General features: G+C 70.5%; 12 protein-coding genes. 3 read left to right on the top strand and 9 right to left on the bottom strand.

The window, feature by feature from the left end; translation table 11 throughout:
- Positions 1 to 141: 141 nt before the first annotated feature.
- The 6 genes from FVO59_RS04615 to FVO59_RS04590 all read right to left on the bottom strand — a co-directional run bounded on the left by FVO59_RS04615 (position 142) and on the right by FVO59_RS04590 (position 6,965).
- Positions 142 to 594 carry an iron-sulfur cluster assembly scaffold protein gene (locus tag FVO59_RS04615; protein ID WP_182255113.1) on the bottom strand — a complete coding sequence of 151 codons (453 nt, stop codon included), beginning with the start codon at positions 592 to 594 and terminating at the stop codon, positions 142 to 144.
- Complete coding sequence (locus FVO59_RS04610; RefSeq protein ID WP_182255111.1) at positions 591 to 1,193, bottom strand: nucleotidyltransferase family protein; 603 nt, start codon at positions 1,191 to 1,193, stop codon at positions 591 to 593. The genes FVO59_RS04615 and FVO59_RS04610 overlap by 4 nt, the downstream gene beginning before the upstream one ends.
- Entirely contained in the window at positions 1,190 to 4,030 is a 2,841-nt protein-coding gene (locus tag FVO59_RS04605) for a molybdopterin-dependent oxidoreductase (RefSeq protein ID WP_182255109.1), read from the bottom strand. The genes FVO59_RS04610 and FVO59_RS04605 overlap by 4 nt, the downstream gene beginning before the upstream one ends.
- 1 nt (position 4,031) lies before the next feature.
- Positions 4,032 to 4,943, bottom strand: coding sequence for an FAD binding domain-containing protein (locus FVO59_RS04600; RefSeq protein WP_182255106.1), 912 nt, complete (start codon positions 4,941 to 4,943; stop codon positions 4,032 to 4,034).
- The gene (locus FVO59_RS04595) at positions 4,934 to 6,277 is read right to left on the bottom strand and encodes an XdhC family protein (RefSeq protein WP_182255104.1); all 1,344 of its coding nucleotides are present in this window, start codon (positions 6,275 to 6,277) and stop codon (positions 4,934 to 4,936) included. The genes FVO59_RS04600 and FVO59_RS04595 overlap by 10 nt, the downstream gene beginning before the upstream one ends.
- Positions 6,278 to 6,560: 283 nt before the next feature.
- On the bottom strand, positions 6,561 to 6,965 hold the full coding sequence (locus FVO59_RS04590) for a hypothetical protein (protein ID WP_182255102.1): 405 nt from the start codon (positions 6,963 to 6,965) through the stop codon (positions 6,561 to 6,563).
- A 137-nt stretch (positions 6,966 to 7,102) separates the two neighbouring features.
- Between FVO59_RS04590 and FVO59_RS04585 the strand changes: the two genes are divergently transcribed.
- On the top strand, positions 7,103 to 9,271 hold the full coding sequence (locus FVO59_RS04585; protein ID WP_182255100.1) for an ATP-dependent Clp protease ATP-binding subunit: 2,169 nt from the start codon (positions 7,103 to 7,105) through the stop codon (positions 9,269 to 9,271).
- Here FVO59_RS04585 and FVO59_RS04580 read toward each other — a convergent pair.
- Positions 9,260 to 10,828: a hypothetical protein gene (locus FVO59_RS04580; RefSeq protein ID WP_182255098.1), complete on the bottom strand. Its 1,569-nt coding sequence runs from the start codon at positions 10,826 to 10,828 to the stop codon at positions 9,260 to 9,262. The two genes, FVO59_RS04585 and FVO59_RS04580, sit on opposite strands and share 12 nt — an antisense overlap.
- A gap of 248 nt (positions 10,829 to 11,076) precedes the next feature.
- Here FVO59_RS04580 and FVO59_RS04575 point away from each other — a divergent pair, with 248 nt between their 5' ends.
- Positions 11,077 to 12,444 carry an 8-oxoguanine deaminase gene (locus FVO59_RS04575; protein ID WP_182255096.1) on the top strand — a complete coding sequence of 456 codons (1,368 nt, stop codon included), beginning with the start codon at positions 11,077 to 11,079 and terminating at the stop codon, positions 12,442 to 12,444.
- 60 nt (positions 12,445 to 12,504) lie between these two features.
- Positions 12,505 to 13,968 (top strand): nucleobase:cation symporter-2 family protein, encoded by a 1,464-nt coding sequence (locus FVO59_RS04570; RefSeq protein WP_182255094.1) that lies wholly within the window; start codon positions 12,505 to 12,507, stop codon positions 13,966 to 13,968.
- 58 nt (positions 13,969 to 14,026) lie between these two features.
- Here FVO59_RS04570 and FVO59_RS04565 read toward each other — a convergent pair whose 3' ends face one another.
- Positions 14,027 to 14,326 carry a hypothetical protein gene (locus tag FVO59_RS04565; RefSeq protein WP_182255092.1) on the bottom strand — a complete coding sequence of 100 codons (300 nt, stop codon included), beginning with the start codon at positions 14,324 to 14,326 and terminating at the stop codon, positions 14,027 to 14,029.
- A 22-nt stretch (positions 14,327 to 14,348) separates the two neighbouring features.
- Positions 14,349 to 15,734 (bottom strand): glucose-6-phosphate dehydrogenase, encoded by a 1,386-nt coding sequence (locus tag FVO59_RS04560; RefSeq protein ID WP_182255090.1) that lies wholly within the window; start codon positions 15,732 to 15,734, stop codon positions 14,349 to 14,351.
- Between the last annotated feature and the right edge of the window lie 95 nt (positions 15,735 to 15,829).

Genomic DNA, 15,829 nt, shown 5'->3' with positions numbered 1-15,829 from the left:
CAGTGTACGCGGGTGGCCGAGACGCGGTCAAGCGTGCGGGTGTGCGGGGAACGTCGGACGGTCCGTGTGCCGGGCGGCGTGTCGAGCCTCGGCGCGCCGTGGGTGTGCCGGATGGGCTGGGACTTCCGACGCGGCCGTGGGTCAGGCATCCGGATGCTGGGCTGCGGCGACCCCGTTCCAGGCGAGGGCGACGCAGCGGCGGCGCAGGGGAGCGATCTCGGCGGTCGCGAGCAGGAGCACATCGTCGTCGTCATCGACGGTGTCGCCGTGCAGGGCATCCTGCACGCGAGTGCCCATCCGGATCGCCGCGGCCGAGGAGGCGAGCGCGAGCGCCTCGGCAGCCGACGTGCCCTCCACGCGGGCCGCCAGCAGCTCGGCTGCGGCGCGCGACAGCTGGCATCCGGTCGTCTCTCCGCGCAGCGCGACGACCTCGCCGACCTGCCACAGGGTGAGCGCGCATCGGTCGCCGCAGGTCGGGTTGGTCCGCTCGATCACCGCGAGCACCCTGCCGCCGACCGGCGGGGGTGCCGTGAGCACGCGAGGGCGATCCGCGGCGTCGTGGATGAGCTCGCGCAGCAGCGTGTCGTCGCTCATGGCACGAGCTCCGGCCATGACGTGAGATCGGCGACGACGTCGATGTCGTCTCCGCGACCGTATGCGTCGCAGGCCACGTCGTCGACGAGGTGAGGATACCGACGCAGCCAGACGCGCGCGCCCGCGTCGCCCGAGGCGACCGCTGCGGCCGAGAGCAGGTGACCGGTGTCGAAGACGACCGGGTTGCCTGGCACCCCGGCCCAGCTCGCCCTGGTCACCCGACCCCGGCGGTGCGCGCTCAGCAGGTGCGCGATGACGTCGGCATCCACCCCCGGTTGATCGACCAGCAGCACGACCGTCGCCTCCGGCGGGTCCGAGGCGGCGCTCAGGGGCATGGTCGCCGCCCGCAGCGATGCCGACATGCCCTGCCCGGCGTCGCGCACCTCGATGACCTGCGCCTCGGGGCATCGCTCCGCCAGCAGGATCCGGGCGACCGCGGTGCCGGGCCCGACCGCCACGGCGACCGAGCAGCCCGCATCACGGGCGGCCCGTGCGGCGCGGGTGACGAGCACCTCGTCGTTCCAGCCGAGCAGCGCCTTCGGCCCCCGTCCGAGGCGGGTGCCGAGGCCCGCGGCGAGCACGATCGCGTGCGCGCTCATGCCGGCACCGCCTCAGACGGCGTCGGCACGAGGGCGGCGTCGCGCTGCAGGATCGCGGCGTGGATCGCATCCCGGGTGAAGGGGGTCTCGGCCATCCGCACTCCGATCGCGTCGCGGATGGCGGATGCCAGCGCCGGCGCCACCGGATTGTAGGGCGACTCGCTCATCGACTTGGCGCCCATCGGCCCGAGCACGTCGGAGGTCTGCGCGAACCAGACCTCGGTGCGCGGCGCGTCGGCGAACGTGGGCACGTGGTACTGCCGCAGGATGTCGGCGATCACGGTGCCGCGCTCGTCGATCCGGACGATCTCGTGCAGCGCGGCGCCGAGCGCCTGCACGACGCCGCCCTCGATCTGGCCGCGGCACTGCTCGGGGTTCACGACCACGCCGGCGTCGGCGGCGTGCAGCGACCGAAGAACGCGCAGCTCGCCCGTGCCCTCGTTGATCGCCACCCGGAAGCCGTGCACATTGAACGCGACCGACCGCGGGGTGCCGCCCCAGTAGCCCGTCGCCTCGAGCGGCGAACCCAGGGCGCGGGCGTGGGCGGCGATCTCGGCGAGGGTCAGGGATCGCTCGCCGTGCATGACGCGCTCACCGACGAGCACGCAGCCGGCGACGGGTGCGCCGAGCAGGGCCGCGGCCGTGCCGGTGATGAGCGCGGCGAGCTTCGCGGCCGCCGACGCGGTCGCCCGGCCGGCCACGACGGTGCCGGTGGAGCCGAACGCCCCCGTGTCATGCGGCACCAGATCGGAGTCGGCAGCGCGCAGCCGCACCCGCGTCGCAGTGGTGGCAAGTGCCGTCGCGGCGATCTGCTGATGCACCGTGGCAGTGCCGTTGCCGAACTCCGCCGTTCCGACATCGAGTGCGAAGGCCCCGTCGTCGTCGAGGCGGATCACGGTGTGCGAGTGGTGCCCGCGGGGCGGCACGGTCGCGATCATCGCTATCGCCGAGCCTTCGCCGATACGCCAGCCGGGCTGCAGAGCGAGCAGGTCGGTGTCGCGGTCGCGGGCCAGGCCCTCGCGCACGATGCCGACGCACTCCTCGAGGCCGTAGCTGCCGATGACGAGGTCGGGCTCCTCGTGCGCGGCGATCAGGGCATCCCGTTCGCCGATGATGTTCCTGAGGCGCACGTCGAGCGGATCGAGCTCGAGCCGGCGGGCGATCTCGTCGATGGTCGACTCGATCGCGAAGATCATCTGGCTCAGCCCGTAGCCGCGGAACGCGCCTGACGGGATGGTGTTGGTGTAGACGACGTCGGCGGCGATCCGCTTCGCGGCGGCGCGGTACACGGCGATCGACTCGCCGACGCCGTGGAACATCACGCCGGGGCCGTGGTTGCCGTAGGCCCCTGTGTTCGAGCGCACGTCGACCCCGATGCCGGTGAGGGTGCCGTCGCGCCGTGCGCCCATCCGCACCCGGATGCGGAAGGGGTGACGCACCGTGGTGGCGGTGAGCACCTCCTTGCGTGAGAACTCGACTCGCACCGGGCGCCCGGTCACCATGGTGGCGAGCAGGGCGAGATCCTCGGTGAGCACCTCCTGCTTGCCGCCGAACCCGCCGCCGACGCGGGGCGCGTAGACGCGCAGATCGTCGCGATCGATGCCGAACACGCGCGCCAGGGTGCGTCGCACGAGGAACGGCACCTGCGTGCTGCTGCGCACCACGTATCTGCCGTCGGAATCGCGCCAGGCGATCGCGCCGTGCGTCTCGAGAGCGGTGTGCGAGACGCGATGGGTGCGGTACTCGCGCTCCTCGACGATGTCGGAGGCGGCGAGCTCGGCATCCAGGTCGCCGATGTCGGAGCGCATCTCCATCACGATGTTGGCGTCGGCTCGGGCGATCCCGCGCGGGTGCAGGCGCGGGTCGACGTCGCGTCCGCTGGGGGAGGTCGGACCGTGCAGCGCCACGGTGCCGGGGTGGTCGGCGAGCTCGGGATCGAGGTTGGCCGGCAGCACCTCGTACTCGACGTCGACGAGTCTGGCCGCGCGGTCGGCGGCGCGCTGCGTCTCGGCGACGACCATCGCGATGCGCTGGCCGGTGAAGCGCACGTACTCGTCGAACACGACGGTGTCGTACGGGTCGTCCTGCTCGATCTCGTGCTGCGCGGTCGAGAACAGCGCGGCCGGTGCGTCCTCGCGAGTGATCACCCGCACGACTCCCGGCTCGGCGAGGGCGCGGGTCGCGTCGACGCGCACCACTCTGGCGTGCGGATGCCTGCCGCGCACGACCGCCGCGTAGAGCAGCGCCGCGGGCAGCTCGTTGGGGTCGATGTCCATCGTGTAGCGCACCGTTCCGGTGACGACGCCGTGGGCGGCGGGCGCCCCGGTGCTGCTTCCCACGCCGCCGGCACGGTCGTCGATGTTGACGGTGCCGTGCACGGCGTCCTCGATGCTGCGGTAGCCGGTGCAGCGGCAGATGTTGCCCTTCAGGACGCGGCCGAGATCGACCGGCTGATCGTCGTCCACGCCGGCGGGGTCGTCCAGACCGGCGGGGTCGTTCATGCCGGCGACGGTGCAGATCATCCCCGCGGTGCAGAAGCCGCACTGGAACCCGGCCGCCCGGCGGAACCGCTCCTGCACCGGATGCGGTTCCTCGGGCGTGCCGAGACCCTGCACGGTCACGATGTCGCGACCCGCCGCACGGTGCGCGGGGTATACGCAGCTGTGCACGGGCTCGCCGTCGACGATCACCGTGCATGCGCCGCAGTCGCCGCCGTCGCACCCCTTCTTCACACCGTACGAGCCCTGGTCGCGCAGCCAGGTGCGCAGGCACTGACCCGGCTCGGGAGCGACGCGCACGGAGCGTCCGTCGATGGTCGCGGTAGGACGTTCACTCATGTCAGGCTCCGTTCCTCAGGTCACCGCTGTCGCGGCCGATGGCATCGTCGACGCCGGTCGCGACGTCGGGCAGCAGCTCGGCGAGGATCTCGTCGCCGAGGCGATGGGTCATCAGACGGCGCCAGCTCGGAGCGCCGTGGATGTCGTCGTACCAGCCGCCGTCGGCATCGACCGCTGCATCGACGGCATCGCGCCACCGCCCCGCGTCGGGGCGGAAGAGATCGAGCTGGATCGGGCGGAAGGTGGATGCCGTGACCGTCAGCCGCACGGTGTCCGGCGCGGTGCGTCGTCCGATGAGCAGCGCGGCAGACCGGCCGCGCTCGGTGAGCGAGATGCGGCGGAACGCAGCGGTCTCGCTCAGGCTCTTCGTCGGTACTCGGAAGCTGCGGATCAGCTCGCCCTCGCCCAGGCCTGTGCGGGCGGGGGCGAGCACGAGCTCGGCGACCGGCGTGCGGCGCTCGCCGCCGGGCCCGAGGATGAGCGCGTCGGCATCCCACGCCGAGAGCAGCGAGATCATCGGCCCCGCGGGCAGAGCGGTCGCGACGTTGCCGCCGACCGTCGAGACGTGCCAGATCTTCCACGAGGCGACGAACGCGTCGCATGCGCGGGTCACGATGTCGAGGCCGGGAAGTTCGGTGCGCGGCGCGGGAAGGTCGACCCGTGCGGGCAGGGCGTAGACGTCTGCGATGCGGCAGGTGGCGGCGATCTCTAGCGACCAGCCGTCGGCATCCGGATGCCAGGTGAGCGGCGCCCACCCGGCGCCGGTGATGTCGAGCAGTCGTGTGGGAGCGCCGCGGGTGATGTCGGTGCCGTAGGAGTAGATCACGGTGCCGCCGGCCAGCCACGAGTCGCCGGGGCGCCACCGGCCGGGGTCGGCGCACATCAGCACCTCCTCGACGCTGGTCACGTCCATGCGAGCTCACCAGCCTCTGCGGATGCGGATGCGGGCGCGGATGGGGGCGCGGGTGCGAGCGCGGGTGCGAGGGCGGATGCGGATGCGAGCGCGGGCGTCGAGGCGCAGATGCGGCGGTCGTCGTGCACGTCGCCGCCGGTGTCGCGCAGGCGGGGCGGCTGTGCCGAGCGGATCGTCGTCTCGAGCCCCGCACGACGTGTGCTCTCGACGAGGATCAGCTCGGCGAGGATCGACACCGCGACCTCGGCCGGCGTTCGCGCACCCAGGTCGAGGCCGATGGGGGAGTGCAGTCGCGCGAGCCGCTCGGCGGGCAGGCCTCCGGCGCGCAGCTCCTGCGCGCGCTTCTCGTGGGTGATGCGCGAGCCCATCGCGCCCACGTACGTGAGCTCGAGGCGCAGCGCTCGGTCGAGTACGGGCAGGTCGAATCGCGGGTCGTGGGTCAGCAGCACGACCGCGGTGCGGGAGTCGACGCGTCCCGCCCTGAGCTCGTGCGCGAAGTGCTCCGCGGGGTGCTGCAGCACGACCTCGTGCGCGCCCGGATGCCGATCGCGGGTCGCGAAGACGGGTCGAGCGTCGCACACGGTGACGTGCAGTCCGAGCACGGCTGCGGCCTGCGCGAGGGCAGCCGAGAAGTCGTTGGCGCCGTAGATGATGAGGCGGGCGGGGGCGGATGACGACTCCACCAGCATCCGGCGCACGATCGGGCACTCCTGATCGCCGCGGTCGCGGATCTCGACGACTCGGACGCCGCCGGCGCGCGCCGCAGCCGCGATGCTACCGGCGGCCTGCGGGTCCAGTCGCAGGCCGCCGGCGGTCAGGGGGTCCGCCGACACGGCCTCGGCGGAAGAGCCGGCTGCGGCCGTGGCATCCGGAAGCGGATCATCCGCGTCGACCACCGCGTCGACCACCGCGACGATCGCATCGGCGGGCAGCGGACTCGCGTCGTCGAGCGGCAGGTCGCGCAGCAGCACGGTGCCCGGCTCGGCGATGCGCGTCAGCCGCTCGCCGACGGCGACGGCGATCTGGCTGAGCGGCTGCACGAGCACGCGCACGTCCCCGCCGCACATCAGCCCGACCGACATCCCGTCGTCGTCGGCGTAGCCGAAGGAGTGCAGGGCCGCCTCGCCGTTCTCGAGGCAGGTGAGCGCCGCGTCGACCACGGCGCCCTCGACGCATCCGCCCGAGACCGAGCCGATCGTGCGGCCGTCGTCGCGCACCGCCATCGATGTGCCCGCAGGGCGCGGCACCGAGCCCGATACCTCCACGATCGTCGCGATCGCCCAGCGGGCGGGTTCGGCGAGGCATTCGCGGTAGTCGTGGATGCGGTCGAGCATGGGCACCTCCTCATCGCGGCGCCGACGGCGGCACCTGATCGGGGCGATGAGCAGAACTCATGAGGCGGGTGGGAACCCGGGTCAATCCTCGACGTCATCGCCGTGGTTGCCCGGTAGATAGTTCACGTGCGTGACCCGCCTAGGCTGTGCGAAAAGCTACACACGGGGGCAGAGACCGGCAAGACGCGCTCCGCATGGCGGAATCAGGCATCGCGGAATCAGACCGCGGTGAGAGCCCGCCCTGATCGCCAGATCTCGATCTGAGCGGGCAGACCTCGCAGGCTCAGCCCTCGTCGGGCATGAGGGAGCGCAGCTTCGTGCGCACGGGTCCGTCGACCTGTGACCAGAGCGGTCGGACAGCGGCGATCCCTGCGACGGTCGGACGCACCCACTGCCCCTGGCGCTGAGCGAGGTCGAGCCTGATGAGCTGTTCGAGGCGACGGCGGAACCGACGTGCACGGAACGGGCCGCTGATCGTGCTCGCCGCGTACAGCGACTCCTCGGTCGGCGGCTCGGGCTGCTGAAGCTCGCGCTCGACCATCGTGTTCAGGATCTCCCAGAGATCGCGGGGCAGCCGTGCGCCGTCGGCGCTGCCCCTGAGCACCTCTCGCTCGATGGGTGTGCCCAGCGGGCCGCTGCCCTTCTTCTCTGCGGGAGCGGGGTCGTCGTGTCTGTGAACAGCACTCATGCTCGAAGAGAGTCGATCCGAGACGATTCGTGACGCGAAGCGTCGCAACTCAGGTGTCCGGGTTGTCCGAAGTCGGGCGTCGCGGTAAACTTGAGTCAACACAACTCAACTTTGAAGGAGTCTCCTCAGGAGGACGAATGACCAACCCGGCACAGAGCACGCAGTCACCAGGACAGGACGGGCAGCAGAGCGCCCTCGAGCAGTTCGGCATCAACCTCACCGATCGCGCCCGACAGGGCAAGCTCGATCCGGTGATCGGGCGCGACAGCGAGATCCGTCGCGTCAGTCAGGTGCTCACGCGACGCACGAAGAACAACCCCGTGCTCATCGGCGAGCCGGGCGTCGGCAAGACGGCCGTCGTGGAGGGGCTCGCCCAGCGCATCGTCGCGGGCGACGTGGCCGAATCGCTCAAAGACAAGGAGCTCGTCTCCCTCGACATCTCCGCTCTCGTCGCCGGCGCCATGTACCGGGGCCAGTTCGAGGAGCGGCTGAAGAGCGTGCTCAAGGAGATCACCGAGTCCGACGGCAAGGTCATCACGTTCATCGACGAGCTTCATGTGCTCATGGGCGCCGGCGGCGGAGAGGGCTCGGTCGCGGCGTCCAACATGCTCAAGCCCATGCTCGCCCGCGGCGAGCTGCGCATGATCGGCGCCACCACCCTCAACGAGTACCGCGAGTTCATCGAGAAGGACGCGGCTCTCGAGCGACGCTTCCAGCAGGTGTACGTCGGCGAGCCGTCGGTGGAGGACACCGTCGCGATCCTGCGCGGGCTCAAGGGCCGGTACGAGGCGCACCACGGCGTGACGATCTCCGACACCGCGCTTGTGGCATCCGCAGCTCTCTCCAACCGCTACCTGCCGAGCCGCCAGCTGCCCGACAAGGCGATCGACCTGATCGATGAGGCCATGTCGCGGCTGAAGATGGAGATCGACTCCTCGCCCGTCGAGATCGACGAGCTCAAGCGCCAGGTCGACCGGATGAAGCTCGAGGAGCTCGCGCTCAAGCGCGAGAAGGATGCCGCCTCGAAGGAGCGCCTCGCAGCCCTTCGCGAGCAGATGACCGGACTCGAACGCGAGCTCGCCGCCCTCGAAGAGCGCTGGGCCCGCGAGCGCCAGGGCCTGAACCGGGTGGGTGAGCTGAAGAAGCAGCTCGATGAGGCGACGACGCAGCGCGACCTCGCGATGCGCGAGGGCGACTACACGAAGGCGTCCAAGCTCGAGTACGAGACCATCCGGCGCCTGAACGCCGAGATCGCCGAGGCCGAGCAGGCCGAGGCGGCCGTCTCGGACGAGGGCCGCATGGTCAACGAGCAGGTCACCGACGAGGACATCGCGGCCGTGATCGCGGCGTGGACGGGCATCCCGGTCGGCCGCCTGCTGCAGGGCGAGAGCGAGAAGCTGCTGCACCTGGAGAGCGAGCTCGGCAGGCGCCTGATCGGGCAGAAGGATGCGGTGAAGGCCGTGTCCGACGCGGTGCGGCGCTCGCGCGCCGGCATCAGCGACCCGGGCCGACCCACAGGCTCGTTCCTCTTCCTCGGGCCGACCGGTGTCGGCAAGACCGAGCTTGCCAAGGCGCTCGCCGAGTTCCTCTTCGACGATGAGCACGCCATGGTGCGCATCGACATGAGCGAGTACGGCGAGAAGCACTCCGTCTCGCGTCTGGTCGGCGCCCCTCCCGGGTACGTCGGCTACGAGCAGGGCGGTCAGCTCACCGAGGCCGTGCGTCGGCGGCCGTATTCGGTGGTGCTGCTCGACGAGGTCGAGAAGGCGCACCCCGAGGTCTTCGACGTGCTGCTGCAGGTGCTCGACGACGGCCGCCTCACCGACGGTCAGGGCCGCACGGTCGACTTCTCGAACGTCATCCTGATCCTCACCTCGAACATCGGCTCGCCGATCCTCATCGATCCCGTCATGTCGCCCGACGACAAGCGCGATGCGGTCATGGCGCTTGTGAGGCAGTCGTTCCGCCCCGAGTTCCTGAACCGGCTCGACGACATCGTGATGTTCTCGGCGCTCTCGCACGACGACCTCGCGCAGATCGTCGAGCTCGCGGTCGACGGTCTGCAGCGCCGGCTCGGCGATCGCCGGCTGACGCTGGCGGTGACTCCGGATGCCAGGGCCTGGCTCGCCGAGCGCGGCTACGACCCGGTGTTCGGCGCACGCCCGCTGCGCAGGCTGATCCAGACCGAGGTGCAGAACCGTCTGGCGACGGCCCTGCTCTCGGGCGGTGTGCACGACGGAGACACCGTGCGCGTCGACGTCGCCGCCGATGGCAGCGGCCTCGCGCTCACTGCCTCAGGCGTCTGACGGCGGGGTGCCGATGCCGACGGCGGTGAGACGGGCTTCCCAGCTCGTCAGCCGCTGTCGGTGGATCCACCGCGTGATCGGAACCAGAATCGAGAAGGCCGCGGCGGTCCTGGTGGGGGCCGAGACGACGTTCGCGATCAGCAGCACGCAGAACAGCAGTGCGGCCAGCACGGCGTGCACCGTGGAGGCCTCGCCGATCCGGTGAGCGAGCACAGCGGCGAACGTCGTCGTGACGATCAGGGTCAGCATCAATCTGGTGAGGCCTCGCGCGCAGCGCAGCAGGGCGAGCGTGCCGACGACGGTTCCGCTGACGACCAGGGCGGGCCCCAGCTCCGACGCGTGATCGGCGAGGGCGACCGATCCCGCCAGGGTGACGAGCAGAAGCAGCGCGGCGCCCGCTCGCGGGTCCAGCCGATCCGGGGCGGAGGGCGGTGCGACCGTCAGCCAGCTCAGAGCCGACGACGATCGCGGGGCCACTCCGCCCGCGTCGACGACATTCATGACCCCCGCGGCGGCGAGGGCGACCGTGGCGCCGAGCGCCCACCACAGGGGCGCATCCGAGGTGGGGCGAGCGGCCGACATCGCCGACGCCATGCCCACGACGAGGGCGAACCCCACGAACAGCAGCAGCACGGCGGTCATGACCGCCGCCATGACGATGGTCATCGTGCGGTTCGCGCCCCATTCGAGCACGGCGCTGCGGGCCATCGCCCTCCCGCCCGACCAGGCCGCTGCGGTGACGAGCAGGATGGCGATGAGCGGCCCTGTCGTCGACTCCGGGCTGTTCACGCTCCATCCGGTCACGGCCAGGGTGAGCATCGCGCCGATCAGCATCGCCCGGGTCGTCACTCGCCGAGCGCGACGTCGGCGCGACGGGTGCTGCAGATCGTCGACGCGCTGCTGGAGCTCGAGCGCGTCAGGGATGATCCTCAGGTCATGAGCGGCGAGCCAGACGTGGAATCCGCGGGTGGCCTCGAGAAGCAGCAAGGCCGTCAGCAGCCAGGCGGCAAGCGAGGGCAGGCGCCCCGCACCGCCGACGACCAGCGCGCTCGCGACCACGGCTGAGAGCCCCGTGACGGCGCAGAGCACGAGCAGCTCGATGAACGTCAGCACACGGAAGGCCGCGCCCGCCTCCGCCCATGCGGAGTGCTCCTCGAACTCGCTCTCCCAGAGGGGCCTGCCCTTCGGCTTGCTCTCGTCGAGTGCACGGAGTCGGCGTCCGGTGGCATCCAGCGCGACGGCCAGCGCGATGGCGATGGCGGCGAACACGGCGAGGAAGGCGTAGATCCGGGCATCCGGATCGATGCCCGAGGGCTGGGTCCCGTCGGCCAGCCGACCGGTGAGATCTCGATGCAGCCCCGACAGCGTCGTATCGAGGTTCACCGAGGGCGGATCCAGCACCGTGAGCGCGAAGGTGGCGAACACGGCGGAGATGAACGTCGCACCGAAGGCCGAGACCCCCACAGCCCGACGGCCCTTGGCGATCGCACTGTTCGTCGTGCGTCGGATGCGCACGTCGCGCGATTCGTCGTCGTCGGCGGCGCGGTGGGTGCTCACCTGCCCAACGCTACCGACACCCCGGTGCGCACCTTCGCAGACGGGACGGCGCGGAATACCTCATATTCCGTGATGTGAAACAAATAGTTCGTCTTTTGGAAGAAATCATTGACCTCCGCGCTGGCGTCGTGGTTGAATCTGGACTACTCCGAAGCAGGAGCACCTGGATCAGCAGACAGGCGAACTGAGCTGGCTCACCCGAGAGCCGGATCCGCCGGCTTTCCTGATCCCGATATGGAGCCCCACGAATGACCGCACCGACGCGCAGCACCTGGCTGAAGAACCCGCTCGGAATCCACACCGGTGACGCAGCCGACGCCCGCGGCGGCCTCGTCATCGAGGGTGACCGCGTGGTCGAGTCCGTTCCGCTCGGCGGCGCCCCCTCGCGCCCGGTCGACGAGACGATCGACGCCTCGCGGCACGTGATCATCCCCGGTCTGATCAACACGCACCACCACTTCTACCAGACCCTCACCCGGGCATGGACGCCCGTCGTCAGCGCCGAGCTGTTCGGGTGGCTGAAGGGCCTGTACGGCGTGTGGGCCGGGCTCACCCCTCGTGACCTCGAGCTCGCGACGACAGCCGCGCTCGCCGAGCTGCTGCTCTCGGGCTGCACCACCGCGGCCGACCACCACTACCTGTTCCCGAACGGGCTGGAAGAGGGGATCGACGTCCAGGTCGACGTCGTGCGCCGCCTCGGCATGCGCGCCACCCTCACCCGCGGCTCGATGTCACTGGGCGAGAAGGACGGCGGGCTGCCGCCGCAGCAGACCGTGCAGGACGCCGAGACGATCCTCGCCGACAGCGAGCGCCTGGTCGGCGCGTATCACGAGCGCGGCGACGGCGCCTTCGTGCAGATCGGCCTCGCTCCGTGCTCGCCGTTCTCGGTCACGACCGGCGTGATGCGCGACACCGCGCAGCTGGCCGAGCGCCTCGATGTGCGCCTGCACACCCACCTCGCCGAGACGCTCGACGAAGAGGACTTCTGCCGCGAGATGTTCGGCCTGCGCACCGTCGACTACCTCGAGAGCGTCGGCTGGCTCTCCGATCGCACCTGGCTGGCCCACGGCATCCACTTCGACGACGCCGAGGTGGCCAGGCTCGGAGCGGCCGGCACCGCGGTGTCGCACTGCGCCACCTCGAACATGCGCCTCGCGTCGGGCATCGCCCGCGCGGTCGAGCTGCAGGAGGCCGGCGTGCCGGTCGGACTCGGCGTCGACGGATCGGCATCCAACGACGGATCGAACATGATCCAGGAGGTGCGCCAGGCCCTCTACCTGCAGCGACTGCGCTACGGCGCGGCGGCAGTGACCCCCGAGCGCGCGCTCGGCTGGGCGACGCAGGGCTCGGCCCGCGCGCTCGGCCGCGACGACATCGGCGTGCTCGCGCCAGGCAAGCAGGCGGACCTCGCGATGTTCACGCTCGACGAGCTGCGCTTCTCGGGCAGCCACGACCCCGTCGCAGCCCTGCTGCTCTGCGGCGCCGAGCGCGCCGACCGCGTCATGGTCGGCGGCACCTGGCGGGTTCTCGACGGTCAGATCGTCGGGCTCGACCTTCCCCAGCTCATCGCACACCACAGCGAGGCGGCCCGCGGCCTGCTCGCCCGACACACCTGAAATCCCGCAACAACCGGCAGTATCACTCGATACGTCCCACTCGACGAAGAGGTCCAGAAAATGAGTAAGCAGAAGAAGGAAGCCCTGCGCCCGGAAGATGAGCGCCTGTCCATCGGCGCCACCTTCGGATACGGGCTCCAGCACGTGCTCACGATGTACGGCGGCATCATCGCGCCGCCGCTGATCATCGGTCAGCTCGCCGGGCTCAACCCCGAGGAGATCGGCGTACTCATCGCGTCGTGCCTCTTCATGGGTGGTCTCGCGACCATCCTGCAGACGGTCGGCATCCCGTTCTTCGGCTCGCAGCTGCCGCTCGTGCAGGGCGTGTCGTTCGCCGGCGTCGCGACGATGGGAGCGATCGTCACCAACGGCGGTGGACTGCCCGCGGTGTTCGGCTCGGTGATAGCGGCGTCGGTGATCGGGTTGCTGATCGCACCGGTCTTCGCCATGGTCATCCGGTTCTTCCCGCCGGTCGTGACCGGCGTCGTCATCACCACCATCGGCCTCACCCTGCTGCCGGTCGCGGCGCGCTGGGCGATGGGCGGCAACGCGACCGCCGACGACTACGGCTCGCCGCAGAACCTCCTGCTCGCGTTCGTGACGCTGCTGTTCGTGCTGATCCTCAGCAAGGTGCCGATCGGCGCCGTCTCGCGCCTGTCGATCCTGCTCGCGATCGTCGCCGGCACGATCTTCGCCGCCTTCCTCGGCCGCGTCGACTTCTCGCAGGTCGGCGAGGGCGCGATCTTCGCGTTCCCGACGCCGTTCGCATTCGGCTGGCCGACCTTCGAGATCGCCGCGATCATCTCGATGTTCATCGTGATCCTGGTGACCCTCACCGAGACCACGGCCGACATCCTCGCGGTGGGTGAGATCGTCGGCACGAAGGTCGACAAGAAGCGCATCGCCGACGGTCTGCGCGCCGACATGCTCTCCAGCGCCGTGTCGCCGATCTTCGGCACCTTCACCCAGTCGGCGTTCGCGCAGAACGTCGGTCTGGTCGCCATCACCGGCGTGAAGAGCCGCTTCGTCGTCACCGCCGGCGGTGTGGTGCTCGTCATCCTCGGTCTGCTGCCGGTGCTCGGCCGCGTCGTCGGCGAGATCCCCTCGCCGGTTCTCGGTGGCGCAGGCATCGTGCTGTTCGGCTCGGTCGCGGCATCCGGCATCCGCACGCTCGCCAAGGTCGACTACCGCGGCAACATGAACCTGGTCATCGTGGCCGCATCGCTCGGCATCGGCATGCTGCCGATCGCGGCTCCCACCATCTACGACCAGATGCCCGAGTGGTTCAACACCATCTTCCACTCGGGAATCAGCTCGGCCGCGGTCGCCGCGATCTTCCTGAACCTGCTGTTCAACCATGTCGGCGCACGCCGCTCGAAGGGCGCCAACAGCTTCGCGGCCGCCCCGACGCGCAGCATCCCGGTGCAGTACCTCGACGCGCTCGAAGACGGCGACTCGGTGGTCGACGGCAAGATCGTCGACCGCGAGGGCAAGGAAGTGCCGGTGCACGCACCCGAGCACTGACTCCGTCTGACGCACCACGACGAGCCCGGTCGCCTCGACCGGGCTCGTCGTCTCGTCTTCACACCTTCGTGCCGACGACGATCGCCGACGCGTCCTCGACCGCGTCGATCGTCACATGCCAGAGACGAGTGGTGACCGTCGAGCCGGCAGCCGTGCGGTACTCCGGCACGTCGATCGCGAAGTCGCCGGCGTCGTCCTGCAGCAGCTCGGCCGGGATCTCCACGCCATCGCTGAACACGATCTGCAGGCCCCGAGGTCGTGACGCCAGATCCTTCGCGGGCAGCGGGGTGAGCAGGCGCGCACCTCGGTAGATGTGGGTGTTCGTCGCCTGCACGGACAGTCGGTCTTCCTCGAGCATCCTTCCTCCTGGTCTTCCGTCGTCATGATCCCTGCGATGTCTGCCACGATGCGGGACCGGTGGAGCCGGCGGCGTACTCGTCGAGCGGAGTCTCGCCGCGGGCCCAGGCCTCTCGCACCGGCTGGATGATGCGCCAGCACTCCTCAGCCTCGTCCGCGCGCACCGACAGGGCGACATCGCCGTCGAGAAGCTCGTCGAGCACCTCCTCGTACGAGCGCTGCTGGCCCACTCCGAGATCGGCCACGAGGTCCTCGTCGCGCAGCGCGAACGGGTCGTCGCCGCCGGTCACGTGCAGGCGCAGGTGCATCTCGTCCGGCCCCAGCGAGAACGTCAGCCGGCCGCCGTCGACCGGGATGCCGTTCAGCCCGGGCGGCACATGGCGCACCGGCTTGAAGGTCACCACGATCTCGGAGTGCTTGCGATCGAGGCCCTTGCCCGAGCGGAGGATGAAGGGCACCCCCGCCCAGCGGTCGTTCGCGACCTCGAAGACCACCTCGGCGAGGGTCTCGGTCCTGCGGACGTTGTCGACGCCCTCCTCGTCGCGGTACGAGGGCAGCTCGCGCGACCCGCCGCCCGCGATCCGCTGCGTGCCGGCGGTGTACTGCGCCCTCCGCGACGCCGTCGCGGGATCATCGCCCATCACGTGTGTGGCGCGCAGCACGGCGGCCTTCGCGTCGCGGAGGTCGCGCTCGTGCAGGGTCGCAGGTGGATCCATCGCGAGCAGTGCGAGCACCTGCAGCAGGTGGCTCTGGATCATGTCGATCATCGCGCCGGCCTTGTCGTAGTACCGCGCACGGCCCTCGAGCGCGACCGACTCGTCGAACCGGATCAGCACCCTCTCGATGTGCTCGGCCGACCACACCGGCTCCCAGATGCGATTCGCCAGGCGCACGCCGAGCAGGTTGAGCAGCGTCGAGCGGCCGAGGAAGTGGTCGACGCGGAAGATCTGCCTCTCAGGCACGAGGGCCAGCAGCTTCTCGTTGAGCGCGCGGGCGCTCGCCTCGTCCTGGCCGAACGGCTTCTCCATCGCGAGCACGGTGCCCTCCGGCAGGGTGAGCCCCGCCATCGCATCGATCGCCGCGGCGGTCACCGCCGGCGGCAGGGCGAAGTAGAGCACGGTCGACGGGTCCAGTGTCTCGACCAGGGATGCCACGACCGAGGCATCCGTCACATCGGCCCGCACGTAGTCGGCGACCTCGACGCGGTCCATGGCCTCGGGCTCGCTCGCGAACGCCTTCTCCACCGTGGATCGCCAGGTCTCGGCGTCCCACTCCTCGGTGCCCGACCCGCGCAGGATGACCCGGTGCTTCTGCTCATTGCACAGCAGCGACGCGAGCGAGGGCAGCAGCAGGCGCGAGGTCAGGTCGCCGGTGGCACCAAGGATGAACAGCGTTGTGGTCGTCGACATGACACCGACGGTAGTCGCCGCCGGAGCGAAAGCAACAGGGCGGAGTCGGCATGGCGCTCAGGGGACGGCGATGGCGCTCCATCGACGATCAGTTA

It is taken from the genome of Microbacterium esteraromaticum (assembly GCF_014084045.1).
Classification (GTDB): domain Bacteria; phylum Actinomycetota; class Actinomycetes; order Actinomycetales; family Microbacteriaceae; genus Microbacterium; species Microbacterium esteraromaticum_D.
The sequence above is the reverse complement of the archived record's forward strand: the minus strand, read 5'-3'. Positions and strand labels throughout refer to the sequence as shown.

Bases quoted from the DNA above. Each gene is read 5' to 3' on its own strand.
- FVO59_RS04615 (WP_182255113.1), bottom strand. From the start codon at position 594: ATGAGCGACGACACGCTGCTGCGCGAGCTCATCCACGACGCCGCGGAT.
- FVO59_RS04610 (WP_182255111.1), bottom strand. From the start codon at position 1,193: ATGAGCGCGCACGCGATCGTGCTCGCCGCGGGCCTCGGCACCCGCCTC.
- FVO59_RS04605 (WP_182255109.1), bottom strand. From the start codon at position 4,030: ATGAGTGAACGTCCTACCGCGACCATCGACGGACGCTCCGTGCGCGTC.
- FVO59_RS04600 (WP_182255106.1), bottom strand. From the start codon at position 4,943: ATGGACGTGACCAGCGTCGAGGAGGTGCTGATGTGCGCCGACCCCGGC.
- FVO59_RS04595 (WP_182255104.1), bottom strand. From the start codon at position 6,277: ATGCTCGACCGCATCCACGACTACCGCGAATGCCTCGCCGAACCCGCC.
- FVO59_RS04590 (WP_182255102.1), bottom strand. From the start codon at position 6,965: ATGAGTGCTGTTCACAGACACGACGACCCCGCTCCCGCAGAGAAGAAG.
- FVO59_RS04585 (WP_182255100.1), top strand. From the start codon at position 7,103: ATGACCAACCCGGCACAGAGCACGCAGTCACCAGGACAGGACGGGCAG.
- FVO59_RS04575 (WP_182255096.1), top strand. From the start codon at position 11,077: ATGACCGCACCGACGCGCAGCACCTGGCTGAAGAACCCGCTCGGAATC.
- FVO59_RS04570 (WP_182255094.1), top strand. From the start codon at position 12,505: ATGAGTAAGCAGAAGAAGGAAGCCCTGCGCCCGGAAGATGAGCGCCTG.
- FVO59_RS04565 (WP_182255092.1), bottom strand. From the start codon at position 14,326: ATGCTCGAGGAAGACCGACTGTCCGTGCAGGCGACGAACACCCACATC.
- FVO59_RS04560 (WP_182255090.1), bottom strand. From the start codon at position 15,734: ATGTCGACGACCACAACGCTGTTCATCCTTGGTGCCACCGGCGACCTG.